Below are 14,109 nucleotides of genomic sequence, written 5' to 3' on the forward strand. Positions count from 1 at the left end.
GAGGGCTCGGCAGGTTGTGTCGTGAGTCTGGCGGTAGAGGTGCGCGGCCTGGTCAAGACTTACGGCCGGGTGCGGGTGCTGGACGAGGTCGACCTACAGATTCCGGCGGGCACGGTGATGGCGCTGCTCGGGCCCAACGGCGCGGGTAAGACGACGGCGGTGCGCATCGTCACCACCCTGCTGCGGCCCTGTGCCGGATCGGTGCGGGTGGCGGGCATCGACGTCTTGCGCGATCCGGCGACCGCGCGGCGGCGCATCGGGCTGTCCGGTCAGTACGCGGCGGTCGATGCCAACCTGACCGGATACGAGAATCTGCGCATGGTGGCGCGGCTGTACGGAATGTCGCATCGGCAGGCCACCTCTCGTGCGGCGGAATTGCTGAGCACCTTCGGCCTGGACCATGCGGCGCACCGTCGCGCCGGTACCTATTCCGGCGGTATGGCGCGGCGGCTCGACCTCGCCGGTGCTTTGGTGGCGCGGCCCGCGGTGGTGGTGCTCGACGAGCCGACCACCGGCCTGGATCCGCGGGGCCGTCTCGATATGTGGCGCGTCATCGGCGATCTCGTCGACGACGGCACCACGGTGCTGCTCACCACCCAGTATCTTCAAGAGGCCGACCAGCTCGCCGACCGCATCACGGTCATCGATCGCGGGCGGGTTATCGCCAAGGGTTCGGCCGATGAGCTGAAGACCTCCATCGGCGGCGACCGGCTCACCGTCACGCTGGCTCCGGGCCAGGACGTGCTGCCGGCGCTGACGATCCTCGCGCAGGTCGGTATCGGTGAGCCGACCCACGATCTGGGCGCGGACGAAGTCTCCATCGTGGTCGCCGACGGCTCCCGCACCATGGTCGAAGCGCTGCGCAGGCTCGACGACGCCGGGGTGTGCGTGATCGACGCCGGCGTGCACCGGCCCAGTCTCGACGACGTATTCATGTCCCTCACCGGGACCGCCGCGCACGAACTCGAGCCGGAAATCGACGATGTACAAGAGGAGATCTTGTCTTGATGAGCACCGCAGTCGCGCGCGCCGAAGCGGAATCGACCGCGAAAACCGAATCCCCACCGGAGATTAGGCAACCACACGCCCGGATCATCCGGGACAGCGCCATCGTGGCGTACCGGAATCTGCTAACCATCCTGCGGGTCCCGACCCTGCTGGTGACCGCGACGATCCAGCCGCTGATGTTCGTCTTCCTGTTCGCCTACATCTTCGGCGCGTCACTCGGCGGCGGCCAGTATCGCGAATTCCTGCTCGCCGGAATCTTCACCCAGACAGTCGCTTTCAACGCCGCCTTCACCACGGTCGGCCTGGCGGGTGATCTGGAGAAGGGCATCATCGACCGCATGCGGACGCTGCCGATGTCGCGGCTGGCAGTGCTGATGGGGCGCACACTCTCGGATCTGGCGGTGAATATCCTGAGCCTGGTCGTCATGGTCGGTTGCGGGTATATCGTCGGCTGGCGCATCAACGGCGGGATCGTCGATGCCGTGTTGGCATTCGCGATAATTCTGCTGTTCGCGTTCGCTATGTCCTGGGTCGGGGCTATCACCGGTCTGTTTTCACCCACCGTCGAAGTCGCCCAGAGCGCGGGCCTGATCTGGCTGTTCCCGTTGACGTTCATCTCCTCGGCCTTCATCTCGGCGGAATCGCTGCCCGGTCCGCTGCGCACCGTCGCCGAATGGAACCCCATCACCGCCGTTTCCGCCGCCGGGCGGAAGCTCTTCGACAACGGCGCACCCCCGAGCTTCGGCACCCCATCCGGTTGGCCCGCCGACCACTGCATCGTCTACGCGGTGGCGTGTTCTCTCGCCATCCTGGTGGTGGTCGTGCCGTTGGCATTGCTGCGCTACCGCAAGGTCGCCAGTAAGTAGTGCGGGCGTGGCGGTTCGCCGACGTCAGCGTAGATCGAGGACTGCCTTGCCGTGCAGGCGGCGGGAGAGGAGCGCGTCGATCGCATCGGCTGCCTGTGTCCAGTCGCCGCGCCAGGAGATGTTGGGGTCCAGGTTTCCCGCGGCGACTTGGGTGGCGAGCCATTTCAGGTCCGGGCTGAGGTTCGGGCACGACAGCAGGAAGAAGGTGACGATCGAGCGGTTGTCGCGGCCTTGATCGCCGAAGAGTGCACCGAATGGGAAAGTCTCCTCCTGACCCGCGGAGTGGCCGAGCGCGACCAGCGTGCCGCCTTCGGACATGCGCTGATAGGCGTCGACCAACTGGCGACCGCCGACCATATCCACCACTCCGTCAACCGGAGTCCGCAGTGCCGCGGGCTCGGCGATGACTTCGCCCGCCCCCAGTGCCTCCAGGCTCGCACCATGGGCGGCTGGATTTCCGGTAGCCGCGATGACGTGCGCGCCGCCCATCCGCGCGAGCTGGACCGCATACCGTCCGACCCCGCCCGCAGCACCGGTGACCAGCACGCGCCGACCCAGAATCGGTCCGAGCCGATGCAACGCCCGCAATGCGCTCGCACCCGCTACCGGAATGGTGCTGATCGCACCCGGGTCCGCGTGGGCGGGGACGGTGCTGATCAGGTCGGTATCGACCGCGCGCAGTTCCGCCCATGCCCCGTCCGCACCGAGCGTCACCACCAGCGTGCCGACCGCCGGACCCGATCCATCGGCGGCGGCGCGTTCCACGATTCCGGCCGCATCCCATCCGAGAACCGCGCCGTCGGGGGCATCGGCCAGCCCGAACCGGACCTCCCCGTAGTTGAGTGAGGTTGCCGTCACTCGGATCAACGCCTGATTCGGGGTTGGTCGCGGGTCGGGAACCCGATCGATCCGCAGACCGGACGGAGCGGAATGGTCGACAACCAATGCGCGCATGGCACAACGCCTTTCGAGCAGAGAACGGGTTAGTGGGTCACCGCGTTGGGCGACGAACCATAATCTGCCACTGAGTGGCAAAAGGTGTCAAATGGCAATAGCCGCTAACCGGCAATCGTTCGGTAGGCTGGCGACCATGGCTGATGCTGTGACCGACCGGCTGCCGCTGCGCGAGCGCAAAAAACTGCGGACCAGGCAGGCGCTGATCGACACCGCACTCGACCTGTTCACCGAACGCGGATTCGACAACACCACCCTCGACGAACTCTGCGATGCCGTCGACGTCTCCAAGCGCACGTTCTTCCGCACTTTCACCAGCAAAGAAGACGTCGCCATGGCACCGCTGCAGGACCTATGGGGGGCTTTCCTCACCGGCCTGTCCACCCGCCGGCCCGGCGGTGGCACCCTGCTGCACGTCTTGCAGGAAGCCTTGTTCGTGGCACTGGACCAGATGCCGAGCGACGGCTGGGCCGACCGCGCCATCCGCAGCCATCGACTCGCCCAGAGCACTCCCTCGATGGCCGCACACAATCTGCAATTCTGCGACCGAACCGTCCGCGAAGCCCTCGCCCTACTGACCGTCCGCTTCGCCCTCGACCCCGCCGATCAGCGCCCCCGACTGGTCCTCGACATCCTCATCGCCGCATTCCATCGTGCCCTCGACGCCTGGAGCTCCCGCTCCGACCCCATCGACACCCCCACCCTCACAACAGATCTCCGCGCTGCCTTCGCAGCCATCCCCAGCGCCCTCACCCTGACCCCGAAACCCCTGCGTTCTCTCTGAATCTTCGCGCTGCGGAAATCCGTTGCCCGCCACGGGCACTCGGGCACAAGAAAGGCCGCTTGCACCAGTTGGTGCAAGCGGCCTTCTGTTGTCTTCAGAGACCCTGCCGGAACTAAACCCGACGCCGCGTCTTGAGCAGATCCAGCCGCTCCTTCAGCAGCTCCTCCAGCTCTTCCTTGCTGCGACGCTCCAGCAGCATGTCCCAGTGGGTGCGCGGCGGCTTGACCTTCTTGGTCTCCTGGGTGGTGCCCTCCATGAGGGTGCCCTCCTGGCCGTTGCGGCAGAGCCAGGTCGGGGGGATCTCGGCGTCGTCGGCGAAGGGGACGTCGAACTCCTCGCCGTTATCGGTCCGGTACCGAGCAATCCGTCGCGGGGCCAGGTCGTGGTCGCGATCGGTTTCGTAGCTCACCGCTCCGAGCCGACTGCCCCGGAGTACGCGATCTGCCATGGTGTGCCTCTCCCTGTGTGCTCGAGTCTTGTTGCGCCGCGACCGCGTCCTTCATCGGTCACTACCGGATGAACGCGTGACGCTCGCTGGACCTTAGATGTAACGATCGTGCCTGCGCCAATAGTTCCCCATCGGCGTACTGGCGAACCGTTCTATTGTAGTCGGTGTGCTGGCCACCCTCCGCCACGCCCACGCCGCGCCGATAAACCAGGGTCGCGAGTCTCATTCGGTCGGCACAACCATTAGGGTTCTGCGTCATGTCGCGCCGCTTGCTGTCCTGCTGCCTGTGGTGTGGGCGGGAGATAGTCGAATCGGAGGCCGGACGTCGTCGCCGGTACTGCCGTCAGTCCTGTCGCCAACGCGCCTACGAACACCGCAACAGCTTGAAGGGAACCGGAATTCCGGCGGATTCGGTGGTACTGAGCGCCCAGGAGGCGGCCGATCTGGCCGATCGCTGGTTCGCCGCCCGCTGCGCCGCCGAGGACGTCGCCACCGCCATCGGTGAGGGCGCCGACACCGAAGAGCTGAAGGCGTTGAGCGCCACACTGTTGACCCTCACCCGCGAGGCAGAACGGCTGCGGTGAGCTTCGACCGCTAGCCGAGCCTGCGCTCTTCGACCGACGTGCTCAGGTTCGTGCCGTTGAGATCCAGGTACAGCAGTCGCTCGGTAATCGATACCGTGACCGTGTTGCGGCGTCCGATCGGGGCTACCGCGGAAGCGATGAAGTCGCGACCGAAGCTGTACAGCGGAATCGCTTCGGCACGGTGGATCCGCTTACCGGTGAGCTGTGCGAGCACCTTGGCCGGGTCGCGATGGGTGTAGATGGCAACGCGCTCAGCCGATTTGCTCCCGCGGTGCACGCGATCGGCATCGGGTGCACCGACCTCGATCCAGGCGGTGAGCCGTCCGGTGAGATCGCGCACCAGCACCGCGGGCTCGCTGGTGGACGACACACCGCCGTCGCTGAAGGCGATGCCTTCCTCGTACTCGAGGCAGTAGGCGAGCAGTCGCGTCAGCATGAACTCGGCGGTTTCGGACGGGTGGCGCGCAACCCGCAACTCCAACTCCTGGTAGACACCACGGTCGACATCGGCGAGTTGGACGGCGAAGTTGTGCAGTGTTGCGCTTATGGCCATAGCAGCAGGAGCTTAGTGAACGCCGCTACTACCCGCGGGTGTGCGTGCCCGCAGCGAACAGTCGCACGGCACTCGGGGCGTTGCGGCCGTGGGCGCGCGCCCGCCAGTAGACGCCGAGGGTCAGTAGAGCAACCGCCCAGATCAACACACCGAAGGCGAACAGCGTCCGACCGTCCGGATGCACCAGCGACTGGGCCCGCATCGCTTGCCAGAACACGATCGCCAGCAGCCCGGCATAGCCCGATGCGAGCACACCGATCAACGCGGCGCGTGTGCGTTCGGCCCGCAGCCACGGGTAGCGCGGCGCCAGCCAGGCCAGTGCGACAGCGGCGAGCAGCAAGACCTGAATGGCGTGCAGGCCGAGGAAATGCGGAATCCGCAGATCGCCGCCGATGGTGCTCCAGTGCGTGATCGGCATGCCGCCGACACCGTCACGCGCGTCCAGCGACGGATTGTCCAGGACGGTATGTCCGGCCACCAACTCGACCACATTGCCGTCGGCGTCGCGTACCAACTGTTTCCCGGTGAACCCCATCAGGTACCCGAGCGCCATCCCGACGACGGCGAGACCGAGTCCGGCGTGAATAGCCCGAGCGGTCGGCCGGTCGACCAGCCGCTGCAACGAAAGGATCAGCACGATAACGAGATTCGCGAAGAACAAGCCGGGCACGCCGGACGCGAACACCATCTGACCGATCGAATTCACCGCATCGGCCTCGCTGTTGAAATGGCTGTAGGTCCCACGCGCGGCCTGCACCACAATGAACCCGACGTCGACGAATCCGGTGATCGCGAACACCGTCCCCATCCACCAGGTGACCCGACGCCCCTTGTGCGGCAACGACAGCAGCCATGCCAGCGTGATCCCATAGAGCACGAATGCGAGCCCGAACTTGAACGGTTTGAGCCACACGGATTCGTCGAGCAGCATCCGGTCGTCGAACACCATGCCACCGGCCGAGGACAGGACGAGCGCACCCATGGTGGCCACCATCCACAACAGCGGGCGATGCAGGCGAGTGCCGCCCGGCAGGTCCGCTACGACGGCGGTGCGGCGGTGACGCGCGGAATCGCCAGGGGCGGAAAGGGTATCGATCGTCGGCATGGATCCGACGGTAGGAATCGACGACGCCCGGCCACGTCCCGCTGCAGCGCCATTCGCGGGTAATACCGAGGTACTAGAAATCGACCACCGGATGCACTCGTAATCCCCTCATCGAATCGCGAATGCGCCGGTGGCCGAATCGAATGCGGAGCGGCGGGCGGGCCCGCTTACTCCGGGGCGAAGCCGACCGCGATACCGCGCGCGCCGAGCCAGGGCATCGGATCGATCGGTGCGCCGTCGCCCGAGTGGATTTCGTAGTGCAGGTGCGGACCGGTGGAGAAGCCACGGTTGCCGACGGTGGCGATGACATCGCCCGCGCGCACCTGCTGACCGACGGTGGCGAGAATGTCGTTCACGTGGCCGTAGATGCCGATGGTGCCGTCATCTTGCTGCACCCGCACCCACAGGCCGAAGCCGGAGGCCGGACCCGCCTCGATCACGGTGCCGTCGGTGACCGCGGCGATCGGGGTCCCGATGGTGTCGGCGAAATCGAGGCCGGCGTGCAGCGTGCCCCAGCGCATGCCGAAGTTCGATGTCAGCAGGCCCTCGATAGGACGAACGGTGCGCGGCCGGGCCGCCTCGGTGGCGATGCGGTTCTGCTCCCAGATCACGGCCTCGGGAACGGTTTGCGGAATCTGGGCCTCGCGCGGGGTGAACGCGGTGAAGGCGATGGCGCCATTGGTCCGGTCGGCCGACTGGTCCGTCTTCCCGGCCAGTGCGTCGGGTTCCACGGCGGCCATGACGCCGAGCGAGGCGCTGACGACGGCGGCCGCGGCAACCACCCGGGTTGCGGCGCGGTTGCGGCGTGAGCGGGTCGCGCCGAGACGATAAGATAACGGTACGGTCACGGGCATGGCTAGAACGTACGGTACGGCCATGTGGGTGCCGTAATCCTGTGCCAACCGTCACAGATCAGCAAAAGCCCAGTTGATTGGTTACAACTCAATAACGACATGGTGTGTATGCATTGCCGACCTGGCGTGATGCCGTACTGCGCGGAGTTGACTGGCAAGATGCCAGTCGATCACACTGTTTCAGTGGCGACTAATGGAGTTCAGGCCATCGAGGCGCTCGCGGACCCGACCCGCCGGGCCATTTTCGAGGCATTGCCGACCGCGCCGCTGTCGGTCGGCGATCTCGCGAAACTCGTCGGCGTCACCAGCTCGGCGGCCTCCCAGCATCTACGTGTACTGCGCGAGGCCCGGCTGGTGATGATGCGTCCGGACGGCAATCGGCGGCTGTACTTCCTGGATCCGCGTGGACTGGGCGATGCGCGCGACTATCTGGAGCAGTTCTGGCCCAGCGCACTGGCGGCCTATGCCGCGGCTTTGAGCAACGCTCGCGCCGAGGGCACCTCTTGAACGCTCGTGGTCAACCCACGCGGCGATACGCCGTTCGCGCGCGATTATTGCCGTTGGCAGGCCACGCCCGCTTGGCGAGTTGCTTGTCGACCGCGCTGATCACCTCGGTGACGCCGATTCGTAGCAATCCGGGGTCGGGCGTATCGGCCATCGGATCGCCGAGCTGACCGGCCCACAGCACCGCATGCCTGCCGAGGAGATGCGGTGGCGGCCCTCCCCAGCGCGGCGGTGTCGGTCCGAACAGCAATACGGTGCGGGTTCCGAAGGCGATGGCCAGATGCGCGACGCCGGTATCGCCGGAGATCACGAGCGCGGCCTCGGCGACGGTGGCGGCGAGTTCGATGAGGTTCTGCTCGCCGGCGAGCACCCGGCCAATGGGTAGGCCCGCGCGGGCGGCGATATTCAGCGCGATATCGCGCTCGGACTCGTCACCGGTGAGCACCACCTCGCGACCGAGCACCAGTAGATGACGCACCACCGCGGCGAACCGGTCCGGCGGCCAGCGGCGGGCCGGTGCGCCCGCTCCCACGTGCACCACGACGCAATCGCGGCGACTGGTGGTCGCGACCGGCGGGACGAGTCCGAGATTGCGGCGATCGGCCACGATGCCGTCGGATTCGAGCAGGTGGCACCAGCGCTCGACGTGATGCATATCCGTTTGCCATTCCGGGCCCTCCAGCTCCGGAAAGGCGGAATTTCGGTAGGAGAGGATGCGTCCGGGATCGGTCTTGGTGAGTGCGACGATGCTCTCGGCGCTCCGGCCGTGCAGATTGACCGCCAGTGCGGGTTCGGGAGCGTCCCAGCGCAGGTCGCTGAGGTCGGAGGTGGGGATCATGGAGTCGACGGAGGCGATGAGGTCGACGATCGGCTTCAGGCGATGCGGAGCGGCGAGGACGATCTGATCGTGCGGTTTCGCCCGTCGCAGCGCGCGCAACGCGGGAACCGCGGTGAGCAGATCACCGAGGCCACGTGCCTGCAGCACGAGAACAACCGCCACCCTCTTCTCCTAGCCACCCGAGACTCGCGAACTCGACCCACCCGCTTCACCCCATGGATGCACACGACGAGAGCCACTTAGGGATGACTACCCGAGCCCCCTCGGCGATAAACGTGAGCGAGTAGCTCGTTATCGAGCCCACTGTCCGAGTCGGAGGACTAACCTCGGCGATGGCGGCCAACTACCACCAAGGAGCGTTCCTATGACCTCCCGACTCAACCCGTACATCAGTTTTTCCGACTCGGCGCGCACCGCGTTGGAGTTCTATCGAGATGTGTTCGACGGCACGCTGACCATGCAGACCTTCGGGGATATGGGGGATAAGGACGCGCCCGGCGCGGATCTGATCATGCACGGCATGCTGGAAACGCCGAGCGGATTCACGCTGATGGCTTCGGATACCCCGCCAGGTATGGAATACAAACCAGGAAGCAGCATTTCGATCAGTCTCAGCGGTGACGACGCCGATGAACTGCGCGGCTACTGGGACAAGCTGTGTGCCGGTGGCACCGTGACCGTGCCGTTGGAGAAGCAGATGTGGGGCGATGAATTCGGCATGTGCCTGGACCGCTTCGGCATCGCGTGGATGGTCAATATCGCGGCACCCGCTTAGACCGGCAGCCGCTCGAAGTGTTCATCGAGCAAATGTCCAGAAAACCGCTGACGCAAGGCATAGCATCATGCTATGACGACAAACAGCGTGCTAGAGGGTCCTCTGCAGTCGCTTGCGCGCAGTGCGTGGCAAATGGTTCTGGTCACCGGCATCCTGTCGGTGATCCTCGGTGTGATGATCCTGGCCTGGCCCGATGTGACACTGGTGGCCGCCGGCATCATCTTCGGCATCTATCTGGTGGTGAGTGGCTTCCTCCAGTTGGTGGCCGCATTCGGCACGCACACCAGCACCGGAATCCGGGTGCTCGCATTCGTCAGCGGTGGGTTGTCGATCATTATCGGTATCTTCTGCTTCCGTGACGAGTTGGCCTCGATTCTGTTGCTCGGTCTGTGGATCGGCATCGGCTGGCTGTTCCGCGGTGTCGCGCTGCTGATGGCGGCGATCTCCGAGCCCGCGCTGCCGGGTCGGGGCTGGGAGGGTTTCTTCGGGATCATCACCGCGATCGGTGGTGTGGTGCTGATCGTGTGGCCGGTCGCGTCGGTGGCGACGCTGGCATTGGTCGCCGGGTGGTGGCTGATCATCCTGGGCATCATGGAAATCGTCACCTCGTTCGGTGTCCGCAAGGATGCGAAGAAGCTCGCCGAGATCTGAGATCTCCGATTCCTGCGGCCGTCGCTTACCGCGGCGGCCGCAGGCGTATTTCCAATGGGGGACTGATGCTTTCGTCGTGGCGGCGCGGCTCGGGCCTTTCGATTTATGCCACGATATAGGGATGCCTAAGACGCTGCCCGCGCTGGATGTGTCCGCGCCGATCTGCTGCGCGCCGGTGGCGGCGGCCCCGGTCGACGATCGGGTCGCGCTGGAAGTGGCGTTGCGGTTGAAGGCGCTGGCGGATCCGGTGCGGGTGAAGTTGATGTCGCTATTGCTGGCCGAGCGGGACGGCACGGTCAATACTCGAGAGCTGGCCGCCGCGGTCGCGCTCGCAGAGTCGACGGTGAGCCATCATCTGGGCCAACTGCGCGCCGCCGGTCTGGTGGAGTCGGTGCGTCAGGGGATGACTGTGCAGCATGCGGCACGCCGGGATGCGTTGTCCGCCTTGTGTTTCGTACTCGACCCGGAGTGCTGCCGCTAGCAGGAATCGGTCGAAGTGGTTGGCCTGTCGCGGTCTGCGGGGCACACTCTAGATAGCGATGTTCGGTGCTCTGATCGAACGCGGGGGTGAGGACCGGATGCGGATTCGACCGAGGCAACAGCTGGCGTGGTCAGGGTCGGGTTCCTGATAGCCAGTAGTCGGACGAAAGCAGGCCTGCGGTGGGGTGTGCATTGCGGCAGGCATGGAGGCGTCGATCGGTCCGACGTCCCCGTCGCACGGCGGTGCAGGTATTGAGGCCGAAGGCGTCGCACAGTTGGTGGTCTTGTCATCGATGAGCCGCGCGGCCTCGGCGATCGAAATTCTCTGCGGCCATGATTCGGCGCTGCCCACACCGACGCCTTCGCTCTCGGCGTGATCGACGGCGAGTTCGACGATCTTGCCGCAGACTTGCGGGAAACCGACCTCGTTACGGCATGAGTTCTGAATCACGCTGTGCTGCATTGCGATTCAGTAGTTCCTATCTGCTCTCGATTCCCGCGTGGTCGAAGCAACCGCCGCACCGCGCGCTCACCGAAGTCGACCAGCGCCTGACCGGCGCGGCGGCGCGCCCGGTCATCGCGCCGGAGACGATCGTGGTCGATCACGGCAAAGCGTTTCAGTCCCAAGCACTCCGATCGGAGTGCCGGTCGCTGGGCATCAGCCTGCAGCCCTCACTCCGGGCCGCAGTGTGAGGTCACGCAGGAGGGTTCACTCCTTGCACGTGCAGCCATACTTGGTGGCCGAACTCGTTGCCCAGCCACACACCCTTGTCCGGTCCTCCTGTCGTCAGGATAAAAGCTCGTGCATCGTCGCCTGTTGCGTGGAGAACCACCCGGACATGATCGAGCTGGTACGCGTCGTCGTCGCTATCACCGACGCCTTTCGCTTGTTTGCGGAGGTAGACCTGTTGCACGCTGTCCAGATCGATGTTCAGAAATGCAGGGTCGCAGCGTCCGCCGGGCTCAGAGTACTTCGGCCGACGCCAACCCGGCAGCGTCGCCGGCACCGTCCCGAGGACGTAGGTGACATCCGTACGGGGCTCGAAATCATCGCCCGGCGCGTCTAGTGGAAATTCGCGACCGCCGTCGGATCCATAGACACCAACGTAGATATGGTCATCGGTACCCGAGCCCGGATTGTAATGGGTAAGCAATTCGACTTTCATTCCCCGAATGTGTGACATAGCTCGTGCTCCTTTCTAGAAATATCCTCGATCCGTCTGGGTTTCGGGTGATCGACCGAATTAAGTGGGTGCCAACCGGCCCCGGCGCAGGTTTCGGTGGTCGGGGGCGGATCGGACTTCGGGTTCCGCTGGATCCGAGCGGTCCCGCCAGAACGGCATGCAGGTGAATCTGGGCTCCCAGCTGTAGATTTCGGCGCGTAGCTTTCGGTATTCGGTGGCGGAGTTGTCGACCAGTTCGAGATAGTCGGTGTGGTGGTCGTTCATCAGTGCGTTGGTGGCTGCGGTCGCGGTACGCAGGGCGAAGGTCACTCCGCCCGAGGACAGTGGGTCGACTGCGAGGGCGGCGTCTCCGACCGCGACCCAGCCGGGCCCTGCACAGGGTCGTAATTGGTGGCTGGCCGCGGAGATAACGCGGACCTCACCGATGGGGCATCGGTCGGTGAGGTGTCGAATGTGGCGAGTGGCGGCTACAGCGGCGGCCCAGCCGCTCGGTGTCCTCAACCTGTCCTGCGCGGCGTTGCGTGCGTCGGTGAAGCAGGCGACTATGCGGTGACCGCCGGGCAGCGGGGATGCATACCACCAGCCGGAGGCGACGGCCTCCAGGAAGGTGTCACCAAGCGGCTCGCTCGGCCGGGTGAGGAATACCCGTGCCGCGCACACCAGCCGGTCGAGCTGAGCTCGTTTCCCGCCGAGCCCGCGCCCGAACCGGGCCGCCCGCCCGGATGCCTCGACCAGCATCGACGCATGCACAGGTTCGGACGCCTCGATCTCGAATCCGCCCGAGCTGCGCTCGATATGGCGGGCCCGCACTCCACGCAATACCCTGACCCCGGCGTCGGCCGCGGCTTGGGCCAGCATGGCGTCGAAGCGAGCCCGATCGACGTGCCAGCCGTTGCCGTGGGGGCTGAACAGGAAAGACCGCTGTGACACGAGGCTGGCCCCCCACGCGCTGGCCGTCTGGTACGAGGGCAGTGAGCCGAGCGCGGTGAACTGTTCCCACACGCCCAGCTCACGCAGCAGTGGGTTGACCGACGGTGGCAGGGTCTCTCCCATCCGCAGTTGGTCGTAGTCCGAGCTCTCGTAGAGCGCTACGCGAGCGCCGACGCGGGCCAGTCCCAGTGCTGTCGCCGATCCCGCCGGACCACCACCGACTACGACGACATCGACGGTCTTCACTACACGCTCCGCGTCCGGTGGAGCGGGGACACTGCCGTAGCCGTATTGGAGGATTTGCGAACTTGTACGGCTCGATCCCTGGGTTGCGCCGTTGCTTGCCCACGGCGCTGTCGCCGACAGAGTGTGAGCAGAAGGCAGCGCAGCGCAGCGCACACGCCGCGGTGGGGCTCCTGCGGCCTGCCGCACCCGTCATCACGACTACCACACGTTGGCCGGTCGCCGCCGGGCCAAACACCGGCCGAAAGCGTGCGCTCCCTGGTGAACAGCAACCCACGGCGGGTGTCGCCGGTCGCCCGCACACGGATGCGGTAATCACCAGCCGTCGTCGCCGCGACCGAGGCGACGAACCGGTCGCCGTCCGTAGCCAGTGCGATGTCGGTCGTGGTGCCGTCGGGCCTTGTGACCTCGGCCCAGACATAAAGCTTGGCGGTGATCGGGACACCGGCCCCGGTCACGGTGGCGGTCACGGTGATCTTCGCGCCAGGTTGAAAACTGTTCTGGTCGACAGATGCTGACAGCGCGACGTCCGACCAGGCGTGCACCATCACCGAGTACCGTTCGGCCCGCAACGCCGCTGCGGCCCCGCCGACCGTGTCGTCGCGGATTTCGGGTGTATCGCCACTACCGCCGACGTAGTCGGTGTACGCGAGTACCGCGTTCCAGGTGCCGGCATGGCTCGGGCGGCCCGGGGCCACGAGTAGCGGGAGCGGGATCTGGTAGTAGGAGACCTGTTCGGTTTCCACGAACTCGCCGCCGTGTGCCCGCGCGGTCGTTGGATCGACGAGCTGGCCGTAGGGAGTTTCCAGCAGGAACTGTAGGTATTTGCGGTTCTCGGCGAGCAGGATCACCTCTGCGAGGTTGTCCTCGTCGCAGACCACGAATGGGATCCGCTGGACCTGACCGACACTGATCATGCCGACGGGATCGAGCAGCACCTCGGCATTGCTGATCCCGCTGAGGATCTGTAGGAAATACTTCTTCAGTAGGAACGGGTTGTCCCCACCCATTGCCGAACCGGTGATCAGAAGGTAGCCGCCGTGGTTGCCGGAGATGGTCTGCAGCGCCGCCGTGCTGGTGTTCGCCGCGGTACCCACGCCGATCGAGTAGGTGTACTCGTTGATCTGTCCTGCCACGTCGGAGATCCAGCGGACCCGGTTCTCGTTGCCGTCGGTGAGCACGACGAGCGACTGAACCTGCCCGGTCGCTCCTGATAGCGTCGCGCGGCCCTCGAAGATGCCGTCGCCGATCGAGGTGTTGCCGCCCGGGTCCAGCCCCGCGCCGTTGATTGCGGCCCGGATACCGGCGCGCGGTGTCGAACGGATCGCTCGGGTCACCTAGAACGGTG

Annotated in this window: 18 protein-coding genes and 1 pseudogene; 10 read left to right on the forward strand and 9 right to left on the reverse strand. The window is 65.7% G+C overall.

Annotated features, from left to right (window positions below; all coding sequences use genetic code 11):
- Window positions 1-21 precede the first annotated feature (21 nt).
- Window positions 22-1,008, forward strand: a complete 987-nt coding sequence (locus tag OIE68_RS07695; RefSeq protein ID WP_327098689.1) for an ATP-binding cassette domain-containing protein — start codon at window positions 22-24, stop codon at window positions 1,006-1,008.
- Window positions 1,009-1,091: 83 nt separating this feature from the next.
- Window positions 1,092-1,874 (forward strand): ABC transporter permease, encoded by a 783-nt coding sequence (locus OIE68_RS07700; RefSeq protein WP_327101605.1) that lies wholly within the window; start codon window positions 1,092-1,094, stop codon window positions 1,872-1,874.
- 24 nt (window positions 1,875-1,898) lie between these two features.
- On the opposite strand, the gene OIE68_RS07705 is transcribed toward OIE68_RS07700, so the two are convergent.
- Window positions 1,899-2,828: a zinc-binding dehydrogenase gene (locus OIE68_RS07705; protein WP_327098690.1), complete on the reverse strand. Its 930-nt coding sequence runs from the start codon at window positions 2,826-2,828 to the stop codon at window positions 1,899-1,901.
- 136 nt (window positions 2,829-2,964) lie between these two features.
- Here OIE68_RS07705 and OIE68_RS07710 point away from each other — a divergent pair, with 136 nt between their 5' ends.
- The gene (locus OIE68_RS07710) at window positions 2,965-3,612 is read left to right on the forward strand and encodes a TetR family transcriptional regulator (RefSeq protein ID WP_327098691.1); all 648 of its coding nucleotides are present in this window, start codon (window positions 2,965-2,967) and stop codon (window positions 3,610-3,612) included.
- A 112-nt stretch (window positions 3,613-3,724) separates the two neighbouring features.
- Here the strand turns inward: OIE68_RS07710 and OIE68_RS07715 are convergent, their stop codons facing one another.
- Window positions 3,725-4,060: an RNA polymerase-binding protein RbpA gene (locus tag OIE68_RS07715; protein ID WP_040691372.1), complete on the reverse strand. Its 336-nt coding sequence runs from the start codon at window positions 4,058-4,060 to the stop codon at window positions 3,725-3,727.
- A 257-nt stretch (window positions 4,061-4,317) separates the two neighbouring features.
- Between OIE68_RS07715 and OIE68_RS07720 the strand changes: the two genes are divergently transcribed.
- A complete protein-coding gene (locus OIE68_RS07720) occupies window positions 4,318-4,644 on the forward strand; it encodes a hypothetical protein (RefSeq protein WP_062990969.1) in 327 nt (108 codons plus the stop codon).
- Window positions 4,645-4,654: 10 nt separating this feature from the next.
- On the opposite strand, the gene OIE68_RS07725 is transcribed toward OIE68_RS07720, so the two are convergent.
- From OIE68_RS07725 to OIE68_RS07735, 3 genes are all read right to left on the reverse strand, one after another.
- Window positions 4,655-5,197 (reverse strand): YaeQ family protein, encoded by a 543-nt coding sequence (locus OIE68_RS07725; RefSeq protein WP_327098692.1) that lies wholly within the window; start codon window positions 5,195-5,197, stop codon window positions 4,655-4,657.
- 28 nt (window positions 5,198-5,225) lie between these two features.
- Window positions 5,226-6,302 (reverse strand): hypothetical protein, encoded by a 1,077-nt coding sequence (locus tag OIE68_RS07730; protein WP_327098693.1) that lies wholly within the window; start codon window positions 6,300-6,302, stop codon window positions 5,226-5,228.
- Window positions 6,303-6,469: 167 nt separating this feature from the next.
- Entirely contained in the window at window positions 6,470-7,156 is a 687-nt protein-coding gene (locus tag OIE68_RS07735) for a M23 family metallopeptidase (protein WP_327098694.1), read from the reverse strand.
- A gap of 183 nt (window positions 7,157-7,339) precedes the next feature.
- Here OIE68_RS07735 and OIE68_RS07740 point away from each other — a divergent pair, with 183 nt between their 5' ends.
- Window positions 7,340-7,663: a metalloregulator ArsR/SmtB family transcription factor gene (locus OIE68_RS07740; RefSeq protein ID WP_327098695.1), complete on the forward strand. Its 324-nt coding sequence runs from the start codon at window positions 7,340-7,342 to the stop codon at window positions 7,661-7,663.
- A 10-nt stretch (window positions 7,664-7,673) separates the two neighbouring features.
- Here the strand turns inward: OIE68_RS07740 and OIE68_RS07745 are convergent, their stop codons facing one another.
- Window positions 7,674-8,660 carry a glycosyltransferase family 9 protein gene (locus tag OIE68_RS07745; protein ID WP_327098696.1) on the reverse strand — a complete coding sequence of 329 codons (987 nt, stop codon included), beginning with the start codon at window positions 8,658-8,660 and terminating at the stop codon, window positions 7,674-7,676.
- A gap of 202 nt (window positions 8,661-8,862) precedes the next feature.
- On the opposite strand from OIE68_RS07745, the gene OIE68_RS07750 reads away from it, so the two are divergent.
- From OIE68_RS07750 to OIE68_RS07770, 5 genes and pseudogenes are all read left to right on the forward strand, one after another.
- Window positions 8,863-9,273 carry a VOC family protein gene (locus OIE68_RS07750; protein ID WP_327098697.1) on the forward strand — a complete coding sequence of 137 codons (411 nt, stop codon included), beginning with the start codon at window positions 8,863-8,865 and terminating at the stop codon, window positions 9,271-9,273.
- A gap of 72 nt (window positions 9,274-9,345) precedes the next feature.
- Window positions 9,346-9,924 (forward strand): HdeD family acid-resistance protein, encoded by a 579-nt coding sequence (locus OIE68_RS07755; RefSeq protein ID WP_327098698.1) that lies wholly within the window; start codon window positions 9,346-9,348, stop codon window positions 9,922-9,924.
- A gap of 121 nt (window positions 9,925-10,045) precedes the next feature.
- On the forward strand, window positions 10,046-10,405 hold the full coding sequence (locus OIE68_RS07760) for an Rv2640c family ArsR-like transcriptional regulator (protein ID WP_327098699.1): 360 nt from the start codon (window positions 10,046-10,048) through the stop codon (window positions 10,403-10,405).
- A 202-nt stretch (window positions 10,406-10,607) separates the two neighbouring features.
- A complete protein-coding gene (locus tag OIE68_RS07765; RefSeq protein ID WP_327098700.1) occupies window positions 10,608-10,781 on the forward strand; it encodes a hypothetical protein in 174 nt (57 codons plus the stop codon).
- Window positions 10,782-10,863: 82 nt separating this feature from the next.
- Window positions 10,864-11,079, forward strand: a pseudogene (locus OIE68_RS07770) (hypothetical protein); the annotation flags it as partial.
- 20 nt (window positions 11,080-11,099) lie between these two features.
- Here OIE68_RS07770 and OIE68_RS07775 read toward each other — a convergent pair.
- From OIE68_RS07775 to OIE68_RS07785, 3 genes are all read right to left on the reverse strand, one after another.
- On the reverse strand, window positions 11,100-11,570 hold the full coding sequence (locus OIE68_RS07775; protein ID WP_327098701.1) for a hypothetical protein: 471 nt from the start codon (window positions 11,568-11,570) through the stop codon (window positions 11,100-11,102).
- Window positions 11,571-11,648: 78 nt separating this feature from the next.
- On the reverse strand, window positions 11,649-12,764 hold the full coding sequence (locus tag OIE68_RS07780; RefSeq protein WP_327098702.1) for an NAD(P)/FAD-dependent oxidoreductase: 1,116 nt from the start codon (window positions 12,762-12,764) through the stop codon (window positions 11,649-11,651).
- Complete coding sequence (locus tag OIE68_RS07785; RefSeq protein ID WP_327098703.1) at window positions 12,764-14,098, reverse strand: vWA domain-containing protein; 1,335 nt, start codon at window positions 14,096-14,098, stop codon at window positions 12,764-12,766. Before OIE68_RS07785 ends, OIE68_RS07780 begins: the two co-directional genes overlap by 1 nt.
- Between the last annotated feature and the right edge of the window lie 11 nt (window positions 14,099-14,109).

Source organism: Nocardia vinacea (genome assembly GCF_035920345.1).
Lineage (GTDB): Bacteria > Actinomycetota > Actinomycetes > Mycobacteriales > Mycobacteriaceae > Nocardia > Nocardia vinacea_A.